The 25250-nt window shown below is 65.3% G+C and carries 15 protein-coding genes; 2 read left to right on the forward strand and 13 right to left on the reverse strand.

The features are described from left to right. Positions 1–52: 52 nt before the first annotated feature. Both R2834_20155 and R2834_20160 read right to left on the reverse strand, forming a co-directional pair. Positions 53–1618, reverse strand: coding sequence for an outer membrane protein transport protein (locus tag R2834_20155; protein ID MEZ4702658.1), 1566 nt, complete (start codon positions 1616–1618; stop codon positions 53–55). Positions 1619–1804: 186 nt separating this feature from the next. After that, positions 1805–3271, reverse strand: coding sequence for a hypothetical protein (locus tag R2834_20160; GenBank protein MEZ4702659.1), 1467 nt, complete (start codon positions 3269–3271; stop codon positions 1805–1807). Positions 3272–3618: 347 nt separating this feature from the next. On the opposite strand from R2834_20160, the gene proS reads away from it, so the two are divergent. Continuing rightward, entirely contained in the window at positions 3619–5091 is a 1473-nt protein-coding gene (gene proS, locus R2834_20165; GenBank protein MEZ4702660.1) for a proline--tRNA ligase, read from the forward strand. Between the two features lie 54 nt (positions 5092–5145). On the opposite strand, the gene R2834_20170 is transcribed toward proS, so the two are convergent. The 3 genes from R2834_20170 to R2834_20180 form a co-directional block, all read right to left on the reverse strand. After that, the gene (locus tag R2834_20170) at positions 5146–7848 is read right to left on the reverse strand and encodes a hypothetical protein (GenBank protein MEZ4702661.1); all 2703 of its coding nucleotides are present in this window, start codon (positions 7846–7848) and stop codon (positions 5146–5148) included. Between the two features lie 104 nt (positions 7849–7952). Further along, complete coding sequence (locus tag R2834_20175; GenBank protein MEZ4702662.1) at positions 7953–8852, reverse strand: adenylate/guanylate cyclase domain-containing protein; 900 nt, start codon at positions 8850–8852, stop codon at positions 7953–7955. A 300-nt stretch (positions 8853–9152) separates the two neighbouring features. Continuing rightward, positions 9153–10118 carry a sugar phosphate isomerase/epimerase family protein gene (locus tag R2834_20180; GenBank protein MEZ4702663.1) on the reverse strand — a complete coding sequence of 322 codons (966 nt, stop codon included), beginning with the start codon at positions 10116–10118 and terminating at the stop codon, positions 9153–9155. 197 nt (positions 10119–10315) lie between these two features. On the opposite strand from R2834_20180, the gene R2834_20185 reads away from it, so the two are divergent. Further along, positions 10316–11146: a phosphoenolpyruvate hydrolase family protein gene (locus tag R2834_20185; protein ID MEZ4702664.1), complete on the forward strand. Its 831-nt coding sequence runs from the start codon at positions 10316–10318 to the stop codon at positions 11144–11146. 262 nt (positions 11147–11408) lie between these two features. Here the strand turns inward: R2834_20185 and kbl are convergent, their stop codons facing one another. From kbl to R2834_20225, 8 genes are all read right to left on the reverse strand, one after another. Further along, complete coding sequence (kbl, locus tag R2834_20190) at positions 11409–12596, reverse strand: glycine C-acetyltransferase (protein ID MEZ4702665.1); 1188 nt, start codon at positions 12594–12596, stop codon at positions 11409–11411. Then, the gene (locus tag R2834_20195; protein MEZ4702666.1) at positions 12593–13528 is read right to left on the reverse strand and encodes an NAD-dependent epimerase/dehydratase family protein; all 936 of its coding nucleotides are present in this window, start codon (positions 13526–13528) and stop codon (positions 12593–12595) included. Before R2834_20195 ends, kbl begins: the two co-directional genes overlap by 4 nt. Before the next feature lie 149 nt (positions 13529–13677). Continuing rightward, complete coding sequence (sthA, locus tag R2834_20200; GenBank protein MEZ4702667.1) at positions 13678–15228, reverse strand: Si-specific NAD(P)(+) transhydrogenase; 1551 nt, start codon at positions 15226–15228, stop codon at positions 13678–13680. Positions 15229–15335: 107 nt separating this feature from the next. Then, positions 15336–16127 (reverse strand): hypothetical protein, encoded by a 792-nt coding sequence (locus R2834_20205; protein MEZ4702668.1) that lies wholly within the window; start codon positions 16125–16127, stop codon positions 15336–15338. A 145-nt stretch (positions 16128–16272) separates the two neighbouring features. Beyond that, a complete protein-coding gene (locus R2834_20210) occupies positions 16273–16884 on the reverse strand; it encodes a hypothetical protein (GenBank protein MEZ4702669.1) in 612 nt (203 codons plus the stop codon). Positions 16885–16959: 75 nt separating this feature from the next. Then, positions 16960–20790, reverse strand: coding sequence for a putative Ig domain-containing protein (locus R2834_20215; protein MEZ4702670.1), 3831 nt, complete (start codon positions 20788–20790; stop codon positions 16960–16962). 28 nt (positions 20791–20818) lie between these two features. Continuing rightward, a complete protein-coding gene (locus R2834_20220; GenBank protein MEZ4702671.1) occupies positions 20819–22888 on the reverse strand; it encodes a hypothetical protein in 2070 nt (689 codons plus the stop codon). Positions 22889–22949: 61 nt separating this feature from the next. Beyond that, on the reverse strand, positions 22950–25121 hold the full coding sequence (locus tag R2834_20225) for a T9SS type A sorting domain-containing protein (protein ID MEZ4702672.1): 2172 nt from the start codon (positions 25119–25121) through the stop codon (positions 22950–22952). Positions 25122–25250 lie beyond the last annotated feature (129 nt).

The following is a 25250-nucleotide window of genomic DNA, read 5'->3' on the forward strand; positions in this document are numbered from 1 at the left end:
CAAGGGCCATACATCCCTCGAACCTTGAGCCTTGAACATTGAACCTCAAACCCTACAGCAGAATGTTCAGGCCCACCATGAACTGGTCGCGCTTGACGATTTCCTGCACGGTGTAGTCGACGAAGTCGGGCAGGTACTGGTCGTCCTGGCGCTCGCGCATCCAGCCGAAGTCGATCTCCAGCTTGTCGGAGAAGCGGTAGCCGAAGCCGGCGGAGATATAGGTTTTGCTGCGATCGATCGTGCCGGCGTCGGCGTTACGGATGCCGGGATCGATCGGATCCGGGTAAAACGCCACCCCGCCGCGAACCCTGAACGCATCAAACTGATACTCGAGTCCGACACGGGTATTGAGCACGGGCTGGAAGTTGTCGCGGATCGTCCGGTTCAGCTCCTGGAAATAATCCTGATCCAGCGAGGCGTCCATCTCCAGCTGCGACCAGTCCACGAATTCGACGTCGCCGAGGATATTGAAGCCCGCATTCGAATAGCTCAGGCCGGCGCCAAAGCGCCACGGCGTCCTGATTTCGTACTCGAACGTGCCGCGGCCGATGTCGCCGGGCTGGCCGCCGTACGACAGGGAGCCGCCGTTGTCGAAATCGGTGGTGATGATGGTGTCGAAGTCTTCGTCGACCCGGTAGAAGGTCGGCGTCTCCAGCGTGAGGCCGACACGCATGCCCGAGCCGGCGTCCGCCGACACGCCGAGCCGGAGGTTGGCGCCGAGCAGGTCGGACTTGAAGCGCTCATTATACGTGACCCGATCGAAACCGCTGAAGGCCCGATCGCCGTCGAGGACGACATACAGATCTTCCGTGTTCTCGCCGTTGACATCGTACTCCTCGAAGAGGCTGTCGAACTCGTACGTGCCGAAGGAGAAGTTGAGGCCGACGCCGACCATGACGCCCCTCGCCGCCTCCATCGCGCCGCCGAAGCTGAGCTCTTTCAGGGTGCCTTCCTGGAGCACGTCGCCCGTCTGTTCGATCGTAGAGCCGGGATTCACGGCCTGATAGAAGAGGTCGTTCGGCGTGCCCACGTTTTCGCCCAGGAATTCGATGGCTCCGCCGAGATACGCGATTTCGGGGAGGTCCGCAAAAAAGCGGGGCGAGAAGACGCCGTTATCGTCGACCACCTCGAACTCATCGGAGAAAGGCAGAAGGACATCGGTGATCGACCCGTCGCCGTTCAGTCCGGTGAAGCCGAGCGAACGATCGTAGGTCTGCGTCTGATGGAACGATGCGCCGATGACGAACGCGCCCTGGCGCGTCGGCATTTTGTAGAGCGCCGCGAGATTGCCCAGCCGCTGCTTGGTGAGGTCGTCCTCGAACGCATTGCCAAACCCGTTGCGATCGACCAGCGACTCATCCTTGGCCGACAGGAAGCTGAGGCCGCCCGTGAACTGTGACTGACGCAGCCAGCCCAGGCCGGCCGGGTTGTTGTAGAACGCCGACACGTCGGCCAGGCCGCTGATGCCGGCCCCGGCCAGACCCAGCGAGCGGGGACCGATGGCCGGGCTGCGCTGGGTGAACAGGAGTGCATCCTCCGCGGTTTGCGCGGCGGCGGGCCGCGCCATGCCGGCGGCGGCCACGAAGAAAAGGATCGCTACGGCGCGGAGTGACCACATACTGTACAACCGATGCACTCGCTCAATTCGGGTGGTACGTACTGCGTGTGCCATGAACGTATAACAGGTTTGTTCAGTAAACTGAGGTGGGATAAGGGTACAGAAAAGGCCCGCGCATCAGCACGGGCCTTACCCGGCTCAACATACGTTGATCGTTTTCAAAGGAGGTGGAGTACGGCGCGGTGCCTAGTTATTACCGCGCCGGCTCGACGAGCGAGAGCTTCCCGAGCTGCTGCTGGAGCTCCCGCGGCTGCCGCCCGAGCTCGACGAGGAGCGGCCGGCCGAGGACGAACCTCCCGAAGAGCGACTGGGCGAAGCGCTCGATCCCGAAGAGGAACGCGTCGGAGCGGAACGGGCGCCCGATGAGGGCGACGATGAACGGCTCGGCGAAGCGCTCGATCCCGAAGAAGAACGCGTCGGGGCGGAACGGGCGCCCGATGAGGGCGACGACGAACGGCTCGGCGAGGCGCTCGATCCCGAAGAAGAACGCGTCGGGGCCGACCGCGTCGTCGAAGAACCGGAGGAAGAACCCGAGGAAGACGGCCGTCTGTATTCGTCGCTGCCCGAGCGCGTCGTGCCGCGGGACGACGGCGACGAACTGCCCGACGATCCGCGGACGGTGCCCGAATCCTCATTGGAACGGGTCGATCCGGAGGAACGCGTGCTGCTGCCCGAGCGCGAGCTGGCGCCATTGGAGACGTCCCGGCTGCCGCTGGAGCTGCCCGAACGCGTCGTCGTGCGCGTCGACGGGCTGCCGCTGTCGCCCGAACGCGTCGAGGCGCCGGAGCTCGACCGGGTCGTCGAGCGCGTGGACGGGCTGCTATCGCCCGAGCGCGTCGTCGTGCGCGAGGACGGGCTGCTGTCGCCCGAACGCGTCGTCGTGCGCGTCGAGGCGCCCGAACTGGACCGCGTGGTCGAGCGCGTCGTCATATCGTCATCGGTGCGCGTCGTCGTGCGGGTGGTGCCCCGCGACGAGGCGCCCGTGCCGGAACCGGTGCGGGTTACGGTGCGCCGGCCCATGTCGCCGCTGTCGCGCAATCCGCTGCGGCCGTTTTCGCCGTACAACCCGGTCGTGCGCCGGCCCGCCGTCAGCAGGCTGCCCCGGCCCGTGGTGGAGCCGCGCGGCGTGTAGTCGCGACCGCTGTACGTGCCGTGGGCGTAATAGGGCGGGTAGTAGCCGCCACCCCAGTAGCCGCCGTATCCGTGACCGCCATAGCCATAACGGCCGTAATTCCAGGGCGAATACCAGTAGGAGGAATAGCCCCAGCCGCCGCCGTACCAGGGATCGTAATAGCCTGAGTACCACGGATCATAGTAGAAACCGAGCCCGAACGTATAACGCGGCCCGTAAAAGGGATCGTAATACCCGTTGGAGTACCACGGATCGTAGTAGAACCGGCTGAAGTAGCGGCTGTAGTAGACCGGCTCGTAATAGGTGTAATAGTCGTCGTCTTCGTAATAATGCCGCTCGACGACCGTGCCGTCATCGTATTCCTCGACATCGACGTGCGCCGGGCGACGTGCATACTCATCATAATCCGTCGCGGCGAACTGCGTATAGCAGCCGGTGAGACCGACGAGCAGCGCCCCGAGGGCCACCATGCCGGCGGCATGTCTTGCGGGGCGGCGGAGTGATGTGGAATCGGATTTCATGACAACACCTTTGTGTGTTTGGGCGGCCAGCGCAACCTGCGGATCGGATCCGCGCAATGAGGTTCGAACTGGATACAAGGTAAGTACCTGTGTTGAGGGTGTGAGTTTCGCCCGTCTGGCGCGCGTGCCGTTAGCCATCGTATCGAAACACCATGCAACCGTATCAAGTTCTAGGGTCGCTTCCAGCCTGCCGACGCGACCCGGTTGTGGATCGGGGTTCGTGGACGTTGAAGCTACCTATTTGCCTGACAAATACCAGTCCTTTTCGAAGAAACCGCTTTTACAGCCTCGTTTAGCCGGCATTCCCATCCGGGGCTGTACTGGATTAACATCAATGAGTGTATACAATGGCTGACGTTATCACGCCGCGCATCGAGGATTACGCCCAATGGTATATCGACGTGGTACGTCGCGCCAAGCTCGCCGACTATTCGCCGGTGCGCGGTTCGATGATCATCCGCCCCAACGGGTTTGCGCTCTGGGAGCGGCTGCGGGATGAACTCGACGGTATGTTAAAGGAGACGGGGCATGAAAACGCCTACTTTCCGCTCTTCATCCCTCAGTCTTTTCTCGCCCGGGAGGCGCAGCACGTCGAGGGCTTTGCCAAGGAGTGCGCCGTCGTCACCCATTCCCGTCTGAAAATGGCGGAAGATGGGTCGGGGCTGATCGTCGATCCGGACGCCGCGCTCGAAGAAAACCTGGTGGTTCGCCCCACGAGCGAGACCATCATCTGGGACACCTACAGCAAATGGATCCAGTCCTGGCGCGACCTCCCGATCCTGATCAACCAGTGGGCCAACGTGGTCCGTTGGGAGATGCGGACGCGCCTCTTCCTCCGCACCATGGAATTCCTCTGGCAGGAGGGCCACACCGCGCACGCCACCCGCGACGAGGCCATGGCGGAGACGCGGCTGATTCTGGATATCTATGCCCGCCTCGCCGAAGAGTATATGGCGATGCCGGTCATCAAAGGCATCAAGACGGCCAGCGAACGCTTCGCCGGCGCCGAAGAGACGTTCTGCATCGAGGCCCTCATGCAGGACGGCAAGGCGCTCCAGGCCGGCACGAGCCACTTTCTCGGCCAGAACTTCGCGCGCGCGTTCAACTGCCAGTTCCAGAACAAGGACAACCAGCTCGAATACGTCTGGGCCTCGTCCTGGGGCGTTTCGACGCGGCTCATCGGCGGCATCATCATGACGCATTCGGACGATCAGGGGCTCGTCCTGCCGCCCCGGCTCGCACCGACACAGGTCGTCATCGTGCCGATCCCGCGCAAGGGGCAGGAAACGGAGATCCTGGAAGCGGCCGAGCGCCTCACGCGCGCGCTGAAGGCTGCCGGCGTGGCCGTCAAGCTGGACGCCAGCGAGGCACAGCGCCCGGGTTGGAAATTCAGCGAATATGAAGTGCAGGGCGTGCCGATCCGGCTGGCGATCGGCGCACGCGACGTCGAAAACGGCGTCGTCGAGATGGCCCGGCGCGATACGTTCGAGAAAACGTCCGTCCCCCAGGACGGCCTCGTCGCCATCGTCCAGCAAACCCTCGACGCCATCCAGAAAAACCTGTTCGAGCGCGCGCTCGCGTATCAGCGGGACATGACGACGCGGGTGGACAGCTACGGCGACTTCAAGGAGGTGCTCGAATCGAAGGGCGGCTTCCTCTCCGCCCACTGGGACGGCACCGCTGAAACCGAGGCGCGCATCAAGGAAGAAACCAGGGCGACGATCCGGTGCATCCCGCTGGATCAGGAACGCGAAGACGGGGTCGACCTGCTGACCGGCAAGCCGTCGCAAGGCCGGGTGCTTTTTGCGAAAGCGTATTGAAGACACACATCGAAAAAAGCCCCTCCCCCGTGAACTATCGAACCTCGAACCCCGTCAGGGCCGTCCCTTGACGAGCATGCCCGCTTCGGTCGGCCCCCCGGCGTCGAGCCGGTAGAGATACAGGCCGGCCGGCAGGGCGCTCCCGTCGACGGGGAAGGCATGACGGCCCGGGGCAAGCGGGCCGTTCCAGATCGTGGCGACTTCACGCCCCAGCACGTCGTAGAGCGCCAGCCGCGCAACGGCCGTTTCCGCCAGGTCGAACGCGATCGTCGCCTCGCGGGCGAACGGATTGGGGTAGGCGGAGAGGGCCGGCGCACCCCGCGGCCGGTCTCCGGGGTCCCGGATGCCCGTCGCGCCCGGGTCGACGATGACGACGCGCGCGGTGCCGGCGACATCCCCGGCCAGGTTCTCCACGCGCACGTCGAATATGCCAAAGGCCTCGCCGGCGACAAAAAAGCCCGTCGAGTCGATCGTGCCCCCCTCGGCGCTCCAGCGCGGCGTGAACCGGAGCGCGCCATCACGCTGGTCGAATCCCGCCGCCGCAAAAACCAGGGAGTCGCCGGGCGATACCACGACCGAATCCGGCAGGACGTCGATCCGGGTCAACATCACATCGGCGGTCACGGGGGCGCTGACGAGGGTCAGCCCCGGCACGCCGGGATTGGTGACCGCGCACTGGACGACATCGGCGTTCACGTCCCCATCCAGCAGCAGCGCCGGCGCGGTGGCCCCCGCCAGCGCCGTCGCGCTCCGATACCACTGATAGGCGTTGCCATCCCCGCCGACCGCGACGGCGATGCGGGTGCCCTCCTCGATCCGATCCACGACCGGATCGACCTGCTGCTGCGGCGCGTAGAGAAAGCTGGCGCCGGCGGCCAGGGGAACGTTCGGCTGCAGGTCCTCGAACGTGAGCCGGTTCGCGCGGACATCGAGCAGATCCAGACCCGTCATGCCGGTCAGCACGGGCAGCTCCTCGATGCGATTGCCGGCCAGGGTGAAGCGCACCATCTGGGAAAGGGCGTTAAAGCCTTCGGGTACGGCACCGGAGAGCTGGTTGCCATCCAGGCTCAAGACCTCCAGGCTCGCCTGCCGCGACAGGCTTTCGGGGATGCGGCCCGTCAGTTCATTATTGTCCAGAAACACCTGCAACAGCGCCGGCGGTTCGCCGATGGCCTCCGGAATGTCGCCGCTCAACCGGTTGCTGCCGAAATCGAGATACAGCAGGCTGCGCAGCCCGCCGAGGGTCGACGGAATGGGGCCCTCGAGGCGATTCTGCCAGAGACTCACCAGTTGCAGGGACGGCGCCTCGCCGAGCCCCTCGGGAATGAATCCATCGAATTGATTCAGCCCCAGATTCAGCCAGTTCAGGAGTTGGAACCGGCCGATCCACTCGGGAAGCGGGCCGCTGAGCCGGTTGTCCGCCAGATCGAGCTGGGTGAGCAATTGCATGGCGGCGAAATCCTCCGGAATGTTGCCGCCGAGCTGGTTGCCGTCGAGGTAGAGATACCGCATGCGCTGGGGCAGCCCGAGCCCGGCGGGGATGTCGCCGGTGAACGCATTGTCGCTCAGGTCGAGCAATTCCAGCAATCCGAGCGATCCCAGCGAGGCCGGTATCGTGCCGGAAAACTGGTTATTGCGCAGGTTCATCTCCCGGATATTGATCGCAAACAGGCCCAGGTCGGGCGGGATCTCCCCGGAGAGCTTGTTGTCCTCGAGGTAAAGCCGCGTCAGGACCTGCATGCCGTAGATCGATTCGGTCAGCGGCCCCTCCACCCCCGTATTGGCGAGGTTCAGCGCGTTGAGCCGCTGCATCGCATACACGACGCCGGGAAAGGTGCCGTTCAGGGGGAGGTTGCGGAGGGATAGATTGGTCAGGTTGGTGAGTTGCTCGAACGACGCCGGCAGCGGCCCCTCCAGATCGTTATCCCCCAGAAAAAGCACCTCCAGCGTGGTTAGCTGACCCAGCGCCTCCGGCACCGGACCGCTCAGGGCGTTCGTGTCGAGAAAAAGCTCCACCAGCGCCGGAAGCTGGCCGAGCGACTCGGGAACAGTCCCCGAGAGGGCGTTTTGATCCAGATACAGGATGCGGAGCGCGCTGAGCTGCCCGAGGGCCGGCGGGATCGCGCCGGTAAACGCGTTATCGAACAGCCAGAGTTCTTCGAGCGCGGCGAGGTCAGCGAGCCCATCCGGAAGGCTGCCGCTCAGTTCGTTGCCCCAGAACCGGAGATTGACCAGCGCGCCCAGCTCGCCGATGGTGGCGGGCAGGGGGCCCGTGAGCGCATTGGCCGAAAGATCGAGCACGCGCAGCGAATCGAGCCCCGTCAGCGCCGCCGGCAGCGGGCCGGCGAGGTTGTTGCCGGACAGCACCAGTTCCGTCACCCGACCCGACGTGTCCAGCGACACGCCCTTCCAGCCGGCGACCGGCCCCGCAAGCCAGCCTGTCCGGTCTGCCCAGTTCGCACCGCTGGTGGCCTCGTAGAGGGCGACGAGCGCGAGGGAGTCGGCCGGATCGGCCAGCGCGAAGGCCCTGGCGCGCCAGACCCCGAGGGGAGCGGGCTCGACCCGGCGGTCGTCCGCCGGCCGGCCGGCGTAGCCGGACGCCGCGCTGACGCGTCGGACTCCGGGCACGGGACGATCGAACCGGAGAGTCGGCGCATCGTGGAGACGGGGCGCCAGCGACTGAGCCGCGAGCGAGCCGGCCAGGGCATGCATCGACAGGATGGCCGCCAGGACGGCAAGACGCAACGGATGGGTCATGGAGAAACCAGGGATAGACCGTGAGCGATTCGAATCCAGCATGCCCCAAGATCCGATCCCCGATCGTTGCGGACAAGGCAAATCGACGACCGGCCGGCCGGAGGTCACTCCGTACACTGAAAATGGATCGCCTCGCCGCCTTCCTCTTCCATATCCTGACCGAGCATGATCACGCCTTCGTTGCGAAGATGGATCTGCTCGCGGTGCAGAAAAACCTTCTCTTCGTTGCGAATCTGCAGAAACGTGCCGTTGGTGCTCCGGTCGATCAGGATAAACTTCCCGCCCTGGTACTCGATGCTGGCGTGCGTGCGCGAGACGCTTTGATGGGGAACGACCAGGTCGTTTTTTTCGCCGCGCCCCATCAAGAAGGGGAAACGCCCTTTTTCGAGTTTGTAATCCTGCTCGGCGTAGCGGAGATAGAGCCGCGCCTTCGGCGTCCGGCCTCCGAGCGGCAACTGCCCGTGCATGATGGTCAGATCCGTCATGTCGGGCTGCCAGAGCACCTCGTAGATCTCCATCTCGGATTTTTTGCCCCGGACGTGCGCCACGCCGAGGCCGCGGAGATTGGAATGCTGGTAGTTCGGGAGGAGGTCGACCGTCGTCCGGGTGGTGATGATCTGATCCGGGCGGGCCAGTTGGACCATCCGGGCGGCCACGTTGACGGCGTCGCCATAGACGTCGTATTCGTCGCTCAACACATCGCCAAAATGCAGACCGATGCGGAGCGCCATGCCGATCTCCGCCAGTTCGGGATCCTCGGTGATGGCCTGGGGCATGCGCGTCGTCGCGCCCACGGCCTGTTCGATGTGCTCGAAGGTGCACATCACCTCGTCGCCGATCGTCTTGATGACGCGGCCTTCATGCGAGGTCGTCACCGTAGACAGGATAGCCAGCGCCCGCGCGACGATCTCCCGCGCGCGTTCGTTGCCGTACGCTTCGAACAACTGCGTGCTCTTGCTGATGTCGGCGAATACGATCGCGAGCGTGGTTCTCTTGTACGGCATCGGTTACGTGAAAGCCGAAAGAAGGCGCGAGGGTCGGACGGAAGGTCCATCCAGCTTTTCCTCAACGTCGAGTTGTAGGTCTGGTTTCTGCGCTTTTTCGGTCCGGAGGGGATCCAGCGACGAGCGAAGCGATGCATGCCCAGCTTAAGGGCCGCGTGCCGGCGATACGCGCGGGTCCGCCCGGCCGGCTTCCCGCGAATCGCGTAAAAAATAGGCAACGTCCGATTATGTTGCTATACCTGAACGGCCTCTGACTGTGCGGTCGTTACATCGCGCAGCGTTTTCCGAATGACGAGGCGATCAGACGGAGGCGGCCTCGAGGGCGCGCAGCACGGCCATCGATTCTTCGGCGATCACCACGCCGCCGGGAGTAAAATCGAAAATCTCGAGCGAAATCCACCCGGAATAGCCCAGTTCGCGCAGCGCGCGGAAGCTGTCCACATACGTGGTGCGCGCGTCGCCGGTGCCGAGATGCCGGCCGTCCATCTCCTGGATCTGGATATGATCGATTTGATCGAAATAGCGGCGTATGAGCGTTTCGAAGGAGTCGGTTTCGTCGAGCGTGTTGTGGTAATCGAACATGGTGCCGATCGCGGGATGATTCACCGTACGGACGATTTCGACCGACTCCGCCATGGTATTCACGACGTCCGTCTGCGAGCTGTCCAGGGTTTCGACGAGGATTTTGACGCCGCGTTCGCCGGCGTGATCGGCGACGAGCGCCAGGCCTTCGGCGAAATATTTTTTCGCCTCGTCCACCGGAATCCCCACGGCATTGCGCTGTTTGGGCGACCCGAAAATCATCACCTTGCCGCCGAGATCCGCACAAAAATCGACGAGATCGGCGAGGTACTGCACCGTCGACGCGCGGACCACGGGATCCGGCGTCGTGAAGTGGAGCCCCTGTGGAGGCGGCGCGAGCAGCCAGTGCAGCCCCACACACTCGAGACCGAAGTCGCCCATCGTCCGCACCAGCTCTTGCCGCTGGATCGGCCCCAGCTCGTTGACGCTCTCCTTGACGAGCGTGAACGCGGCGACCTCGACGCCCGTGTAGCCGGCGTCGCTCATGATCCGGCACTGCTCCACCCAGGGCAGCTCCTGCATGCATTCGTTGCACATCGAAAAGTTGAACCGGGCCGGCGCCATCCCGGCCGCCGCCTGATCCGGTGGGTTGCCACCGCAGCGGAGCGACATGCCGGCGAGCGCCGCGAGCGACAGGGTGCTGCCGGTCGTCTGGAGAAACTGGCGACGTGAAAAGCTAGACATGGGAGTGCGACAGAATGCGGGACGGGCCCGGGTGGATGCGACGCGAATGCGAAAGTGGACAGGCAAGATATCAATTGGGATGCTTTTTGGCGAGCCCGCCCCGCCTTGATTCCCTCCCGCCCCCGGGCTACCATACGCCCAGCGCGGCCCGCCGGCCGCGCACGTGTCGATTCATCCTTCCAAACCCTCCCCACGCCATGCCTCCATCACGCCAGGAAGTGCTCCACCGACTCTACGCGCTCATCGAAGACGGCCGGCCCATCGTCGGCGGCGGCGCCGGCACCGGGATAAGCGCCAAATTCGAGGAAGAGGGCGGCATCGACCTGATCGTCATCTACAACTCCGGCCGGTTCCGGATGGCCGGCCGCGGGTCGCTCGCCGGCCTCATGCCCTACGGCGACGCCAACGCGATCGTGATGGACATGGCGCGCGAAGTGCTCACGGTCGTCAAAAAGACGCCCGTGCTCGCCGGCGTCTGCGGGACGGACCCGTTCCGCGACATGCAGCGCTTCCTGGAGGACGTGAAGCGCATCGGATTCGCGGGCGTGCAGAATTTCCCGACCGTCGGGCTGATCGACGGACTCTTCCGGGCCAACCTGGAAGAAACCGGGATGGGCTACGACAGGGAAGTCGCCATGATCGGGCTGGCGCACGCCTTGGATTTGGTCACGACGCCCTACGCGTTCACGCCGGCCGAAGCGGAAGCGATGACGGACGCCGGCGCAGACATCATCGTGGCCCACATGGGGCTGACGACCAGCGGCTCGATCGGCGCCGCCACCGCGAAAACCCTCGACGAAAGCGTCGCCGAGGTCCAGGCCATCGCCGACGCCGCGCGCGGCGTCAGGCCCGACGTCATCATCATCTGCCACGGTGGCCCCATCGCCATGCCCGAAGACGCCGCCTACGTCCTCCAGCGCACCCGCAACGTCCACGGCTTCTACGGCGCCTCCAGCATGGAACGGCTGCCCGTGGAGGTCGCGATGACCGAACAGGTGAAGGCCTTCAAGGCGATCAGCATGAGGTAGGTCACGAGCGGCCTGCGGCCGCGGTCATTGGGCACTGGACACGTGCGGCCTGCGGCCGCGGTCATTGGACACTGGTCACTTGCGGCCTGCGGCCGCGGTCATTGGACACTGGTCACTTGCGGCCTGCGGCCGCGGTCAGTTGGTGCATTGCACCGTCATGACCATGTGCAGCATCCATGACCATGTGCAGCATTCATGACAGCGACCGAAGGTCGCTCCCCCCCACGGCCCGCTTGACCGTGCAAGAAGCCGGCTCCCTTCGTTAGATCACGCCGTGCTTCTTCCCCACCTTCGCAAAGGCCGCGACGGCCCGGTCCAGATGGGCGCGGGAGTGGGCGGCGGAGACCTGGACGCGGATGCGGGCCTGGCCCTGGGGCACGACGGGGTAGCTGAACCCGATGACGTAGATCCCCTCTGTGAGGAGGTCGGCCGCCATGTTCTGGGCCAGACGCGCGTCGTAGAGCATGATCGGCACGATCGGGTGGTACCCCGGCTTGATGTCGAACCCTTGCGCCGTCATCTGCTCCCGGAAGTAGGCCGTGTTGTCGGCCAGGCGGTCGCGCAGGGCGGTGGTTTCGCTCAGCATGTCGAGGACCTTGAGGCTCGCCGATACGACCGCCGGCGCGAGGGTATTCGAAAACAGGTAGGGGCGCGACCGCTGGCGCAGCAGTTCGACGATCTCCTTGCGGCCGCTCGTGAACCCGCCCGTGCTGCCGCCGAGAGCCTTGCCCAGGGTGCTCGTGATCACATCCACGCGCCCCATCACGCCGCATTGTTCGATCGAGCCGCGGCCGGTCTTGCCCATGAACCCGGTAGCATGGCTGTCGTCCACCATCACCATCGCGTCGTAGCGCTCGGCGAGATCGCAAATCGCGTCCAGTTTGGCCACGGCGCCGTCCATGCTGAAGACGCCGTCCGTCGCGACCATGCGGCGTTTGGCGCCCTGGGTCTCTTGCAGCAGCCGTTCCAGCTCCTGCATGTCGCCATTCGGATAGCGATGGCGCTGGGCCTTGCAGAGGCGGATGCCGTCGATGATGCTCGCGTGGTTGAGCTGATCGCTGATGATGGCGCAATCCGCGTCGAGCAGGGTCTCGAAGAGGCCGGCGTTGGCGTCGAAGCAGGACGTATAGAGAATCGTGTCCTCGGTCTGCAGAAACGTGGAGAGACGCTCCTCGAGCTGTTTGTGGATCGTCTGCGTGCCGCAGATGAAGCGGACCGAGGCGAGCCCGAACCCGTACCGGTCGAGCCCCGCCTTCGCCGCCTCGATCAGATCGGGGTGGTTGGCGAGCCCGAGGTAGTTGTTCGCGCAAAAGTTGATGACCTCTTCGCCGGTCTGGACGGCAATCTCGGCGGATTGCTGGGTCGTGATGACGCGCTCGGCCTTGTACAGGCCGGCCTCGCGAATCGCGTCGAGTTCGGCGCGAAAATGTTCGATGGCTGTTTCGATCATGGGGTGATGGTGAGATGGTCCAGCATGTCGTCTACCATGGCGTCGAGCCCGTAGCGATGATCCCAGCCCCAGTCCTTCCGGGCGGAGCTGTCGTCGATGCTTTGCGGCCAGGAGTCCGCGATGCGCTGGCGATGGTCGGGGGCGTAGCGGCAGATAAAGGCGGGGATGCGCCGGCGGATGGAGTGCTCGAGTTCCTCCGGCGAAAAACTGATCGCCGCGAGGTTGTAGCTCGAGCGGACCGTGATCGCCTCGCTGGAAGCCTGCATGATGTCGAGCGTCGCGTCGATGGCGTCGGGCATGTACATCATAGGCAGCCGGCTGTCGGGACGCAAGAAACACGTGTAGTCGGCGCCTTCCGCTGCCGCGCGGAGCATGTCGATGGCGTAGTCGGTCGTTCCGCCGCCGGGCTCGACGGCGTAGCTGATGATGCCGGGATACCGGATGCTGCGGACATCCACCCCGAACCGCTCCGCGTAGTACTTGCAGAGCATCTCGCCGGAGCGTTTGGTGACGCCGTACATCGTCGTCGGCTCGATGATGGTCGATTGCGGGGTATCGATCCGGGGGGTCGCCGGCCCGAACACGGCGATGGAGCTGGGCCAGAACAGCTGGAGCGTCCGGTTGCGCGCGATATCGAGGATGTGTTTGAGCCCCTGCACGTTCACTTCCCAGGCCAGATCGGGCTGGGCTTCGCCGGTCACGGAAAGCAGGCTCGCCAGATGGTACACGGTGTCGATCTCCCGTTCGGCGATCAGCCGCTCCATGCCGTCGCGATCCCGCACATCCAGCACCACATGGGGCCCTGCCCCGGGATCCGACGCCGGCCTGAGATCCGCCCCGGTTACCGCCTCGGTCCCCACGTCACCGCGCAATTTACGCACGAGCTCCCCACCAATCTGGCCGTTGGCGCCCGTCACCAGAATTCGTTGCATCTATTTGCTAAAGACCCTTTTCGTACAAAACGACAGGCCCTTTCAACACACGGCTTGGGGAAGGTTCCTAGCCCCGGAAGCGGTTCCAGCGCCGGTGCGGACGCATCATCTCAGCGCGCAATCCGCCTCGGGGCGTCCTCGATCGGGGCTCAGTATCCGTTGGCCGCCACGGCCGGGTCGTGCAGCTTGGTACCCTCGGCCGGCGCAGGGGGCGCCGCGGGAGGCGCCGCCGGCTGCTCCTTGCCTTTTTTGTGCATCGCCACCCGGATCGCCGTGTCCTTGAGCGCGAGACCCACCCGGTTCATCCCGTCGAGCGCTGCGATCTTGTAGCTCTCCGCCAGGGTCGGGTAATTGAAGACGGTGTTGATGAAATAATCGATCGTTCCGCCAAAACCGAGGACCGCCTGACCGATGTGGATCAGTTCGCTCGCGCCTTCGCCGATGATATGCACGCCGAGCAGCTTCCGCGTTTCGATGTGGAAGATGAGTTTGAGCAGACCGATCGTGTCGCCGATGATCTGGCCGCGCGCCACTTCGCTGTAGTTGGCCTTGCCGATTTCGTAGGGGATGCCGGCGCGCGTCAGCTCCTCTTCGTTCTGACCGACCGTCGAGATCTCCGGCACGCTGTAGATGCCGTAGGGAAACAGCTCCGGCATGACGCCCGTCCCGACGCCGAACGCGTGGTTCGCCGCCAGACGCCCCTGCTCCATCGACGACGAGGCGAGGCTCGGGAAGCCGATCACGTCGCCCACGGCGTAAATGTGGGGCACGTTCGTCTGGAAAAATTCGTTGACCGTGAGCCGGCCGCGGTCGTCGGACTCCAGGCCGGCGCCTTTCAGGTTGATCGAACCCGTCGCCCCGGTGCGACCGATGCTGTAGAGCGCCTTCTCGGCCAGCACCTTCTTGCCGCTGTCCAGATGGATGCGAACCGTCTGGTGGGCGTCGTCGAGCACTTCCACACCGCTCACTTCCTCGCCGAGCCGGAAGACCACGCGATGCTGACGCAGATGGTAGACCAGCGAGTCGATGATTTCGGCGTCGATGAACGAGAGGAGATCCTTCCGCTTGTCGATCACCGTCACATGCACGCCCAGCGAGGCGAAAATGCTGGCGTATTCGATCCCGATCACCCCGCCGCCGATGACAGCCAGCGAACGCGGGATCTCGTCGAGACCCAGGATTTCATCGCTCGTGATGACGTTCCGGTCGTCGAACGGGATATGCGGATCGCGCGTGGCGGACGTGCCGACCGCGATGACGATGTTGGCGCCCGTGATGTCGCGCTCGCCGTTCGATGCGCCGAAGCTCATCCGCACCGTGTGGTCGTCGACAAACGAACCGCTCGCCGTGAACAGGTCGATGTGATTGCGCAGCAGCTGGTGCCGGATGATGTCGATCTCGAGCCGGATCACATGATCGGTGCGAAACAGCAGATCGTCGATCGTGATCTTTTCCTTCACCGAATACGACCGGCCGTAGATGTTGTGCTGCCGGTAGCCGGACAGGTACATCGCGGCTTCGCGAAGCGTTTTGCTGGGAATCGTGCCCGTATTGATGCAAACGCCGCCGACCACGCCTTTCTTTTCGACCAGCGCGACGCGTTTCTCCAACTTGGCGGCCTGAATGGCAGCCTTCTGACCCGAGGGACCGGATCCGATGACAATCAGATCGTAATCGTAGACGTGTGCCTTCTCTTTCATATCCTGGCGATAGTTTTCCGCTTGCGAAAACGCAATCGGTGAATGTATCGGCAGGATGCGGGCAGCGATAATCGCCGGCCGACGGGGAATCGGCCGGCGATCATCCGTCAATTCGAGGAAACCGGTAATTCGAAGATAGAATCGCTGATATCGGCGTTTACGACGATCTCCTTCATCGTAACCTTCTGCGACATCGCCCCGCCCAGTTCCATCTCCATCTGGTACGGCATCATGATCCCGCCCACGGTCCGGTAGTCGCTCAGCATCGTCGTCACCTGAATCGCGTTGCCCGACTGCGGATCGATGCCCTCCCCTTCCTGCTTGACCGGCAGGTGGCTCACGGCGTCGAGATACAGGATGACCGGCGTACTGTCCGGACGATCCACCTTCAGCTTGTGCGCCGGCTTTCCGCCGACGGCCTCCTCGCCCAGGAAGGTCACGGTGTATCCTTTTTCCGCATAATCGACCAGAATCCCATCGATCTGCGCCTGTTCGACGACACCCCGCGCCTGGCTGCCGGCGAGCACCTGGGCGCCCGGCCCGATCATCGGGTTGATCGTCCACGCCGTCGTGCCGTCGTAGCCCGTCACGATCTTCATGTTCATCGCGGTCACGTCCACTTCGTTGCGCATCATCCCGGGCCGCTTCATGTACATCTTCAGCGGCATGTTCATCCCCATCATCGACACCTCGGCCTGCATGGTGATGCTCTGGACGTTTTTGAGGTTTTCCATGCCGCCCAGCGCCTGGATATGGGCCTGAACGAGACGTTCTTCCATGGGCATCGATGCCAGGGCGACGACGCCGGCATCGGGTGTCTGGACGGGTTCGGTGGATTTACAGGCCGAAAACGCGGTGACGACCAGAAGAAGGGAAAGCAGGGTTCGGAATGGCTGCATTGTGGAGTCCGTTTATTGAAACACGTAACATGGAGACCCGCCGGCGGTCCGTAAACCACCCGTCGGGTTTCTTTTTTTTGCGCCTACGGAATGCCCGCCGCAGAGTTGCCCGAACGGGCGCGGCGGCCGAGATGCGGGGGATGGGTTACCGGATCAGCGGAATCGCCACGCCGACGGAAAAGCGAAGATCGTTCTGCATTTCCTTGTCGGTTTTTGATCCGTCCCGCAGCTCCCAGCGGGTTGTAGAGATGTAATCCTCGGCCTCGAGCTGCAGGGCGACGCCGCCGAGCGGCAGCCGCAGACCGATCCCCAGCACGCCGAGACCGCCCGTCGTCATGTCCAACTGATCGTACGACGTGGCGAAAAATCCGAGGCCGCCGCTGAGCAGCAGCGCCGCGGACTGGTTATCGCGGGCGAAGGCCTGCACGATGCGCGCGTCGAACACAAAAAACTGGGCGTCCACCGTGCCCGGAATGCCGAACGCTTCGCTTTCGAGGGCATTCGGCGCGTGGGCAAGGTCGGCCTCGATCCCGATCGCTTCACCGAACCAGTACGTGAGCTTGCCGCCGAAGACGACATTGACTTCATGCTTCGCCACGGGCGAGCCCGAGCCCACCCCGCCGGCTGCCACGACATCGTTCGTTGGCACCAGCGCCCCGAAATACGGCGTCACGTCCAGCCGACCCCGGTAGTCCTGGGCCTGAGAGGCGCCGGCAAAGCCGGCCAGTAAGGCGATGAGTGCGATGGTGCGTTTCATAAAATCGGGTATGGGGAGGGGCTACCGGCCTGGAGGTCGAGGGGCGAACCGCTGCCCGCCCCTCGGTTCAGGGCGTTATCGGGTTTTTACCATTTGCAGGGTCGCGCGGTGTGCGTCGGACTCGAAGACGTAGAAGTACACGCCACTCGCCACCGATTCGCCGGCATCGCCACGGCCGTCCCAGCGCACGCGATGCAGGCCGGCATCCTGGGCCTGGCTCACCAGCGCGCGAACGCGCTGGCCGAGGACGTTGTACACCGCGATCCGCACAAAACCGGATTCGGGCAGGGCGTATTCGATGGTCGTCTGATCCGCAAACGGATTCGGGTAATTCTGCAGCAGGCGGAATTCCGTGGGGACGAGTTCGCTGCGCGCCTCCTCGAGAAACGCCGCGCCGCCGACCAGCAACTGGTACCGGGAGAATTCCGTCGTCGGCTCAAGGCGGATTTCCGGGCTCGCGGCAAGATCGTACGAGCGCCCGAGCACCGGATCGATGAGCAGCGCGCCGGCGCCGGCCCACGCGGCCAGCCCGTCCAGCTGCACGCGGACCGGTTTGCCCGGCGTCGCCTTCAGCTCGACATCAAACGTCTGCCCGTCGCCCAGATCGCCGCGGGCTTCCTGGGCGAGGAAGGGGTACCGCATGTCCATCCCTTCGTTCACGAGCGTCAGGCGCTCCTGCTCGAAGTAGGCCGGCGGAACGAACCGGTCGAACGCATCCACCGTGTTGCCGGCTTCCGCGTGGATGCCGACGCGAACCGACGAAACCGCCACATCCTGGCCATCCACCTGCGCCGCGATCTTCAGATCGAGATGCTGCTCGAGGTCGGGCCGGGCCACCGTCGCCGCGCCGGGCGTCAGCCGAAGGTCGCAGGGCATGACCAGCTGCGGCAGGTTCGGGCGGTTGAAGAAGTAGTAGCCCTTGTAGGGGACCATGAGGTCGACCGACTCATACTGCTGGCCGGTCCAGTCCCACAGATCGTCGCCGGCCGTCAGGCCGTTCGCCTCGCGAATCGCCTGCCAGCTCACCGGGAAATCGTACGGGTTGCCGATCATCGTCCACCGCGCGTCGTTTTCGCTCGGCCCCTGGTTCAGCGGGATGCCGAAGAACGACGACGTGGCCTGATCCAGCGGCACGGAAGCGACCGACTGTCCGGGAACGGTCCACGCGCTCGTGCTGATGGCCCAGTAGCCCACGCCGGGCTGAAACTGGAATTCGGACGCGTTTTGCCCCGGTTCGTACTGCACAAGGTAGATCGGATACGAGGTGTTGACGCTGTTGTCGCGGAACACGCGCCAGTCCACACCCTCCGCCTGCCCCGGGAACGTAGCGGCAAGCTGGAGGCCCTGCGCCTGACCGGGCACGCTCACCATCCGGAAGTCGCCCGACTCGGTGGCCTTCGGGTACGTCAGGGTGTGCGCCAGCGCGATGTTCGCCGGCCAGCGCGAGAACGTCCGGAAATCCGACGGCACGCCGGCCACGCCGGCCACGCTGTTCAACCCGGTCACGCGCCAGTAATACACCTGATCTTCGCTCAAACCGGACAGGCCGGCCGAAAACGGCGGCCCCGATACGGTCTCGCGCACCGGATTGGTGAAGCCGGGGGTGATGTCGATCTCGACGATGTACTGGTCGGCCGTGGGCAGCTCGGCCCAGGTCAGCGGAAACTCCGCCAGCGCGCTGCACGCGCCGTCGGGCGTACCGAGCGTCGGGGCGCCGCCATCGACGGTGATGGTGAACGTCGTGGAGTCGGTAAGCAGCACCGGATCGCCGGCGGGCCGGTCGTCGACGTACAGCGTGACCGACGGCGTGGCGCCGACCAGGGCGCCGCCGGGGGTCCAGCTGAAGGCGCCCGTCGCCGCATCCACGGTCATCCCCAGCGCTTCCGAGGCGGGGTCGAGCCGATAGACAAGGGTGTTCTCCGGCAGATCGGGGTCGGTGGCCGCTGCCTGGATCGCGATCGTCTGCAGGGCGGTCACGGCCTGGTCTTCGATGTCGGCCAGTTCAGGGGCGGCGTTCACTTCCGCCACGGAAACGGTGAAGGTGGCCTCGGAAAACAGCGCGCCGGCGCTGTCGTCCGTGGCGCGAAGGGTGACCGCGTACGTGCCCGGCCCCTGCGCTTCCGAAGGCGTCCACGAAATCGTGGCGTGCGTCGAATCGATGCCGGCGATGGTCATGCCGAGCGCGAGCGAGGCCTCGTCGAGGGTGAAGGTCAGGCTGTCCGGCGGCGTGTCGCCATCCGAACCCGAGACGGAGAGCACAAGCGTCGAACCTTCGTCGATCTGCTGATCCGCGATCGGATCGATCGCCGGCGCGAGGCCGACTTCACCGACGCGCACCTGGATCGTCTCCGAATCGGACAGGGGCGGCGCGCCGTCGTCGGTCACGGTGACGGTGACGGGATAGGCGCCCGGGTCGTAGGTCTCGTCGGGCGTCCACGTGAACGCGCCGGAAACCGGATCGATCGTCATCCCCAGCGCGATCGCGGCGTCGTCGATGGCATACGTCAGGGTATTGGCCGGCACGTCGCTGTCCGTCGCCGTGGCGGTGAAGGCGATTTCCGTATTGGCCGCGCCGGCCTGATCGCCGATCGCGTCCAGCACCGGGGCGACGTTCACTTCGTTGACGGTGATGTCGAACGTGAGCGACGTGGAGAGCTGCGCGCCGCTGTCGTCCGTCGCGGTCAGCGTGACCGTATAGACACCCGGTCCCTGTTCCTCGGTGGGCGTCCACGCGATGAGGGCGGAGGTCGAGTCGATGCCGGCGATCGTCATGCCCAGCGCGAGCGAGGCCGGGTCGAGGGTAAAAGTCAGGCTATCCGGCGGCGTATCGCCATCCGAACCACTGACGGTCAGGTTGAGCGTCTGCCCCTCGTCCAGCGTCTGCGCGGCGACGGGATCGAGGACCGGCGGGATGCCCTGCTCGCCGACCTGGACGTTGATCGTCTCGGAAGCCGACAGGACAGGCTGACCGTCGTCGGTGACCGTGATCGTCACGGGGTAGACGCCGGGGTCGTAGGTTTCGTCGGGCGTCCAGCTGAATACGCCGGTAGCCGGATCGATCGTCATGCCGAGCGCCAGGGCGTCGGGGTCGAGGCTGTACGTCAGCGTGTTCGCCGGCACGTCCTCGTCGGTCGCCACCGCCGTAAACGTCAGCTCCGCGTTGGCGTTGACCTGCCGGTCGCCGATCGGTGCCAGAACGGGCGCGGCGTTGACCTCGCCGGCCGTGATTTCGAACGCGGTGGAGACCACCGTGCCGTCTTCCGCCGTGACGAAGACCGTGACCGGGTAGGTGCCCGGCCCCTGCGCCTCGGTCGGCGTCCACGAAAACGCCCCCGTGTCCGGGTTGATGGTCATGCCGAGCGCGAGCGAGGCGGGATCCAGGCTGAAGGCGAGCGCCCCGCCCAGCGGATCGGAGGCCGGCGCGACGAAGGCCAGCTCCTGCAATTCGTCCACGAACTGCGCCGCGATCGGGCCGACGGACGGACGCAGATCGAGGGTAAACGCCCACACCTCGCTCCACGGCCCTTCGCCTTCGTTGTTACGCGCCCGGACGCGCCAGTAATAGGTGAAGGTCCGCGCCGTATCCGCGATGGCAAGCAGGTCCGCGCTCGGGAGTTCGAAAAACGGATCCTGGAGCGTGCGCGACCGGAACGGCAGCGGCTCGACGCCGTCCACCGCCGGCACCGTGAAGACCTGCGCCTCGTAGGTGCCGACGCCGGCGACTTCCGCCCACTCCAGCCGGACCGGCGGCGTGAGGGTATACAGCGTGTCCTGGTCCGCCGGCAACGCCAGGGCGGGCGGATCGGCGGGCGGCTGCCCTACCTGAGCGGCGGCCACCGTGGCTGGCACGAGGCATACCAGCGCCAGGATGTTCAACAGGCGAGAAACGTGCGTACGCGTAGGCATCGGCACTACTGACTAGGTTAAAAACAGGTTACTGGGGACGCGGCGGCGGCAGGAACGGAAGGCCGCCGCTGCCCGTCCTCGGGAAAATGAAGGCGGCGGCCACGCCGGCGGCAGCCGGCAGGAGGAAGTAGGGCAGGCGCGAGCGCTTCTTGCGCAGCGTCAGCACGGGCGTGGCGTCCGGGTACGCGCTCATGTCCCACACGAAGCCGTATGCGCCGGAATCCAGCCCCGAGCCCAGGCAGGCCGCCTCGGTCTCGATGCACTGCAGCGATGCCGGCGTGCCGAGCGCGGCGCCCGTCGCATCGCGAAGCCCGAAATCGACCGTGTAGCGCCGGCTCTTGCCGTCGCGGTCGGCCATGTCGTACCGCACGATCAGCGACGATCCCTCCCGCGTCAGGGCGGCGTCGATGTCGGCCGTCGTGGTCTCGTTACGTACAATAAGCGGCTTCAGATCGATCGACAGGCGCGTGGGCGTCTGGGCGTCGATGGTCACGGGAACGGGCGCCGAAGGAATCATGAGGGCGCACTCTTCCGCCACTTCGGTGGGCAGGCACGCCGTATTCCGGGCGGACACCATGTAGGGCGCGCGGTCGGTACCGGTCACCTCGAGCGACGTCGACAGCGGGCCCACGCCGGCCGGTTCGCCATCGACGAGCACCTCCGAACCGGCGGGCGCGGTCGTCACGTCGAGCGTCCCGCGGAGCCGCTGGAGATGGACCACGAGCGGCTCGACGCCGTCCGGCCCTTCGAACTCGAGTTCCTTGACCGAGGCCTCGTAGTAGGGATGCGAAAACGCGAAGGCCACGCGGCGCGCGTTCGGCCGGCCGGCGACCGGCTCCAGGCTCGCCGCCGGCACCGTGAACAGACCGCCGTTCGTGAAGCTCCGCGACACGCCATTGACCGTCATCGCGGCATCGGCAGGCGTCGTCGTGATCCGGATCTGCAAGTCGCGCGGCTCCAGCTCCACGATCAGGGTGTCGCGCTGGACCACCTGGTCGGGGGTGACGCGCAGGTCCTGGGCGGCGTACCAGATGCCGCCAACGCGCAGATAATGGTATTGCTGCGACACGTTGACGAAATCGTGCGGGGTGGAGAGGTCCACCGGCAGATCGTCCACGTTGGTGATCTCGGCGAGCGAGGGGATGCTCACCACGGTGAACGACCCACGGCCGGCGCGGCGCAGCTCGATCGAGCCGTCATCAACCAGCTGGATGTCCAGCGAGATGTAATCCGAATCCAGATACCCGCGGGGCGGAAACATGAAATGCTGGAGGAACGTCGCGTGATACCGATTCGGAATCACGGCGTTGCGCTCATCTTTCTGGGGATAGATGCGGATCTGTTCAAAGGTGACTTCCGGGTTGCGCTGCGACTGCACCGCCCGGGTGAACGCGTCCGCGTACTGGCTGGCGGGATAGCGTTTTTCCGACGCGCGGCCGGCGTTGGACAGCTTGGAAACGACGACGAAGGCGTCGGTCAGCTGCTCGCGCAGGCTCCTGTTGATCGCCTGCGCACCTTCCTGGGCGTAGGCGGACTCGAGGTCCTGCACCATCTCCAGCACCTTCAGGCGGGCATCCGCGTCGGACATCCCCCGAAATGCACCCCGCAACCGCTCGCGCTCCCGCTGGCGCGCCGCGTTGTCGACGATCTCGACCCCGGTGATCTTGCCCTCGGCGTCGAGCGTGAAGGCGAGCTGCGGCTGGCGCTCCGTCCCGTCTTCAAGCGACTGCACGTGGATGCCGCGCACCTCGTACACCCGATCGTCCGTCAGATGCGGCACCAGGAGCGCCCGGTAGAGGGACTGCCGCGTGCGGTATTGGCCCATCACCTCGTCCACCACCTTCTGCGCGGCGTCGACCGTGATGTAGGTCGTCCGCTGGTATTTCTGCTCGTCGATCGCAGAGAGCACCTGTGCCAGGTTGCACTCCACCGTCCGCTGCATGTCGCTGTACGCCGGCCCCAGTGGAAACAGCCGGACGGTGACGGTGGTCGGCCCCTGGCAATCGCTCTGCGCCAGACCGGCACGCGGTACGGCCAGAGACCCGAGCGCCAGCATGCCCATCGCAAGGGACCGCAAGCACGATATCTTCGAAAACATCCTGTTTTTCATAAGTGGGGGCGGGTGGGATACGGGTCGATCGCGGTCGATCGGCCATCAACTATTTCATCAGGACCATCGGCCGCACCTGCACGCCGGCCCGGGTTTCGAGGCGATACAGATAGAGCCCGCTGGCGAGCGTGCCGGCGTTGAATTCGACTTCGTGGGCGCCGGCGTCGACCGTACCATCGATCAGCACGCGCACCTCACGGCCCACGGCGTCGAACACGCGCAGCTTCACGGGCTGGGCCTCCGCGAGCGCAAAGCGGATCGTGGTGGTCGGGTTGAACGGATTCGGGTAGTTGGTCAGCACACCCTGCGGAGGGGCCGCGCCGGCCGGCGAATTGATAATCGAAAAGTTGACCGTGAGCGGTCCGTACGCGCGGCCCAGGCTCGGCGTGTCGTTGTCGTACGGGATGCCGAGCAGGCTGTACGACCCGTTCAGCGGCGAGGGCCACACGCCATAGTTGGGGATGTTGGGCGGATCGACGTCGATCGACGTGTCCGTCCCCTGCACGGCCTGGTTGAAGTCGCCATACAGCGAATACGGCCGAGCGCGCTCGGTCGATGTGCGGGCGACGGCACCGTTGAGCGACAGCGTGAACTTGACGCTCTCGAGGATATCCTGCGGGTCGCGGGTGTTGGCCCGGATGTTCAGGCTCGCCGGCAGCGCCGCCAGGTTGAGCACGGCGCCATCGGGGATGGGGTCGTATTCCGGAATCGGCGCATCCGCGCCGGCATCGATGAGCGTATAGCTCTCGATCCGCGGTCCGATCACGCTGAAGTTCAGCGTCGCGCCATCGAACGGCGTCCCCTGCCCGCCGGCGCCGGCGAAGGGCGTCCCGGTCAACGTGTACGCGCCGATATCGAGGCCGCCCGGGAGAAAATCGCCGGCCGTGTCGCCGTAGACGCTGTACGGGGCCGTGTCGTCCGTCGCGTTCGCTTCGCCGCCCACGCCGCCGTCCGAGCGGACGAGCGCCATCACCACGCTGCCGATGACCCCTTGCGGGTCGATCGCGTTCGCGCGGATGTTGAGGTTCGGGGGCAGCACGGTGAGATCCAGCACGGCGCCTTCGGCGATGGGGTCGTAGCCGTCGACCGGCGCGTCGGTATCGGCGTCGATCAGCGTGAAGCCGCCGATGCCCGGCGCGGCCGTCTCGGCGACGGTAAAGCCGACGCTCAGCGGCGTCCCGGCGGCGCCGGTGCCGCCCGGCCCTCCGTAGGGGATGGCTTCGAGGATGTACGAGCCGCCGGCCAGATCGAACGGCGTGAAGTCGCCGGCGTCGTCGCCCAGCGCCGCAAACGGCGCGAGGTCGTCGGTCGACACGACGAGCGTATCGCCCGTGGCCTGATTGATGAGGTGGAACGTGACGCTCCGGGCGCAGCCGTCCGTGTTAAACGCTGCGTTAAAATTCGGCCGCGGCGAGGGCACGGCGTCGAGATCGAGCGCCGCCCCGTCGAGCAGCAACCCGATCACGGCATCGGCGACGGCGTCGATGTGGGTGAAGAAATCGTCGCCTACATATTCATCCACGACGAAGGTGCCGTCGTCGCCCGTGAAAGAAAGCGTTAGCTGGGCATCGCCGGTACCCCGGAATCGGTCGACGACGGCGTAAACCGGTTCATCTCCGCCGGAAGCCGTCACGAAGGCGACCTCGGTCGGCGGTGCGCCGGCCAGTTGGGAGGCATCGCCGTACGCGCCGTCGGGAAGGAGCCCGGTCGGGTCGCCCACGATCTGGCCGTTGCGATCGAACAGAAACAGGTCGAAGTCCGTCACCGTGCCGTCGTTGGCGGTCCAGTCCAGTTGCACGGTCAGCGTGTTGCCGGAGGTCAGCGTGGAGGCCAGCGTATAGTCCTGATCGGCCGTGGGATCGAATTCGGCGCGGCAGAAATCGTGCGCCTCGTCGGGAAACGAGAAGGCGACGGCCGGGGCGGTATCGACATACCGGGCGGTATAGACCACGTCGAGCCGGCTCGCGCTGTTGACGGCCGGCGGCGTCCGCCGTCCGCCCTTCGAGGCCGTCTGAACGCCGACCGCGCGCGCTTCCCGATGGGCCTGTATGACCGATTGGATACGCGTCAGCGCCGCCGCGTCGAGTTCAGGCGCCGCGGGGGTGTCCTGAAAGCGCTTGGACTGGGCGTGGAGTGCGTCGGGCGCAAGGAGGCAGAGGACGAGTGCGAATAGAGCCAGCGGAACGGCAGCCGGCTTGAAGGATGCGCGTTTGGCGAACATCTAGGCGATAGATCTTGTAAGGGCGATCAAGGAGCAGGTGGCCGGCGCACGATGGAATAGGGTGCACGTAATAACGCACGTGGGTACGCACGCGACGATACGGGCACGAGCCAGCAAACGATCGGAATC

It is taken from the genome of Rhodothermales bacterium (genome assembly GCA_041391505.1).
Classification (GTDB): domain Bacteria; phylum Bacteroidota; class Rhodothermia; order Rhodothermales; family JAHQVL01; genus JAWKNW01.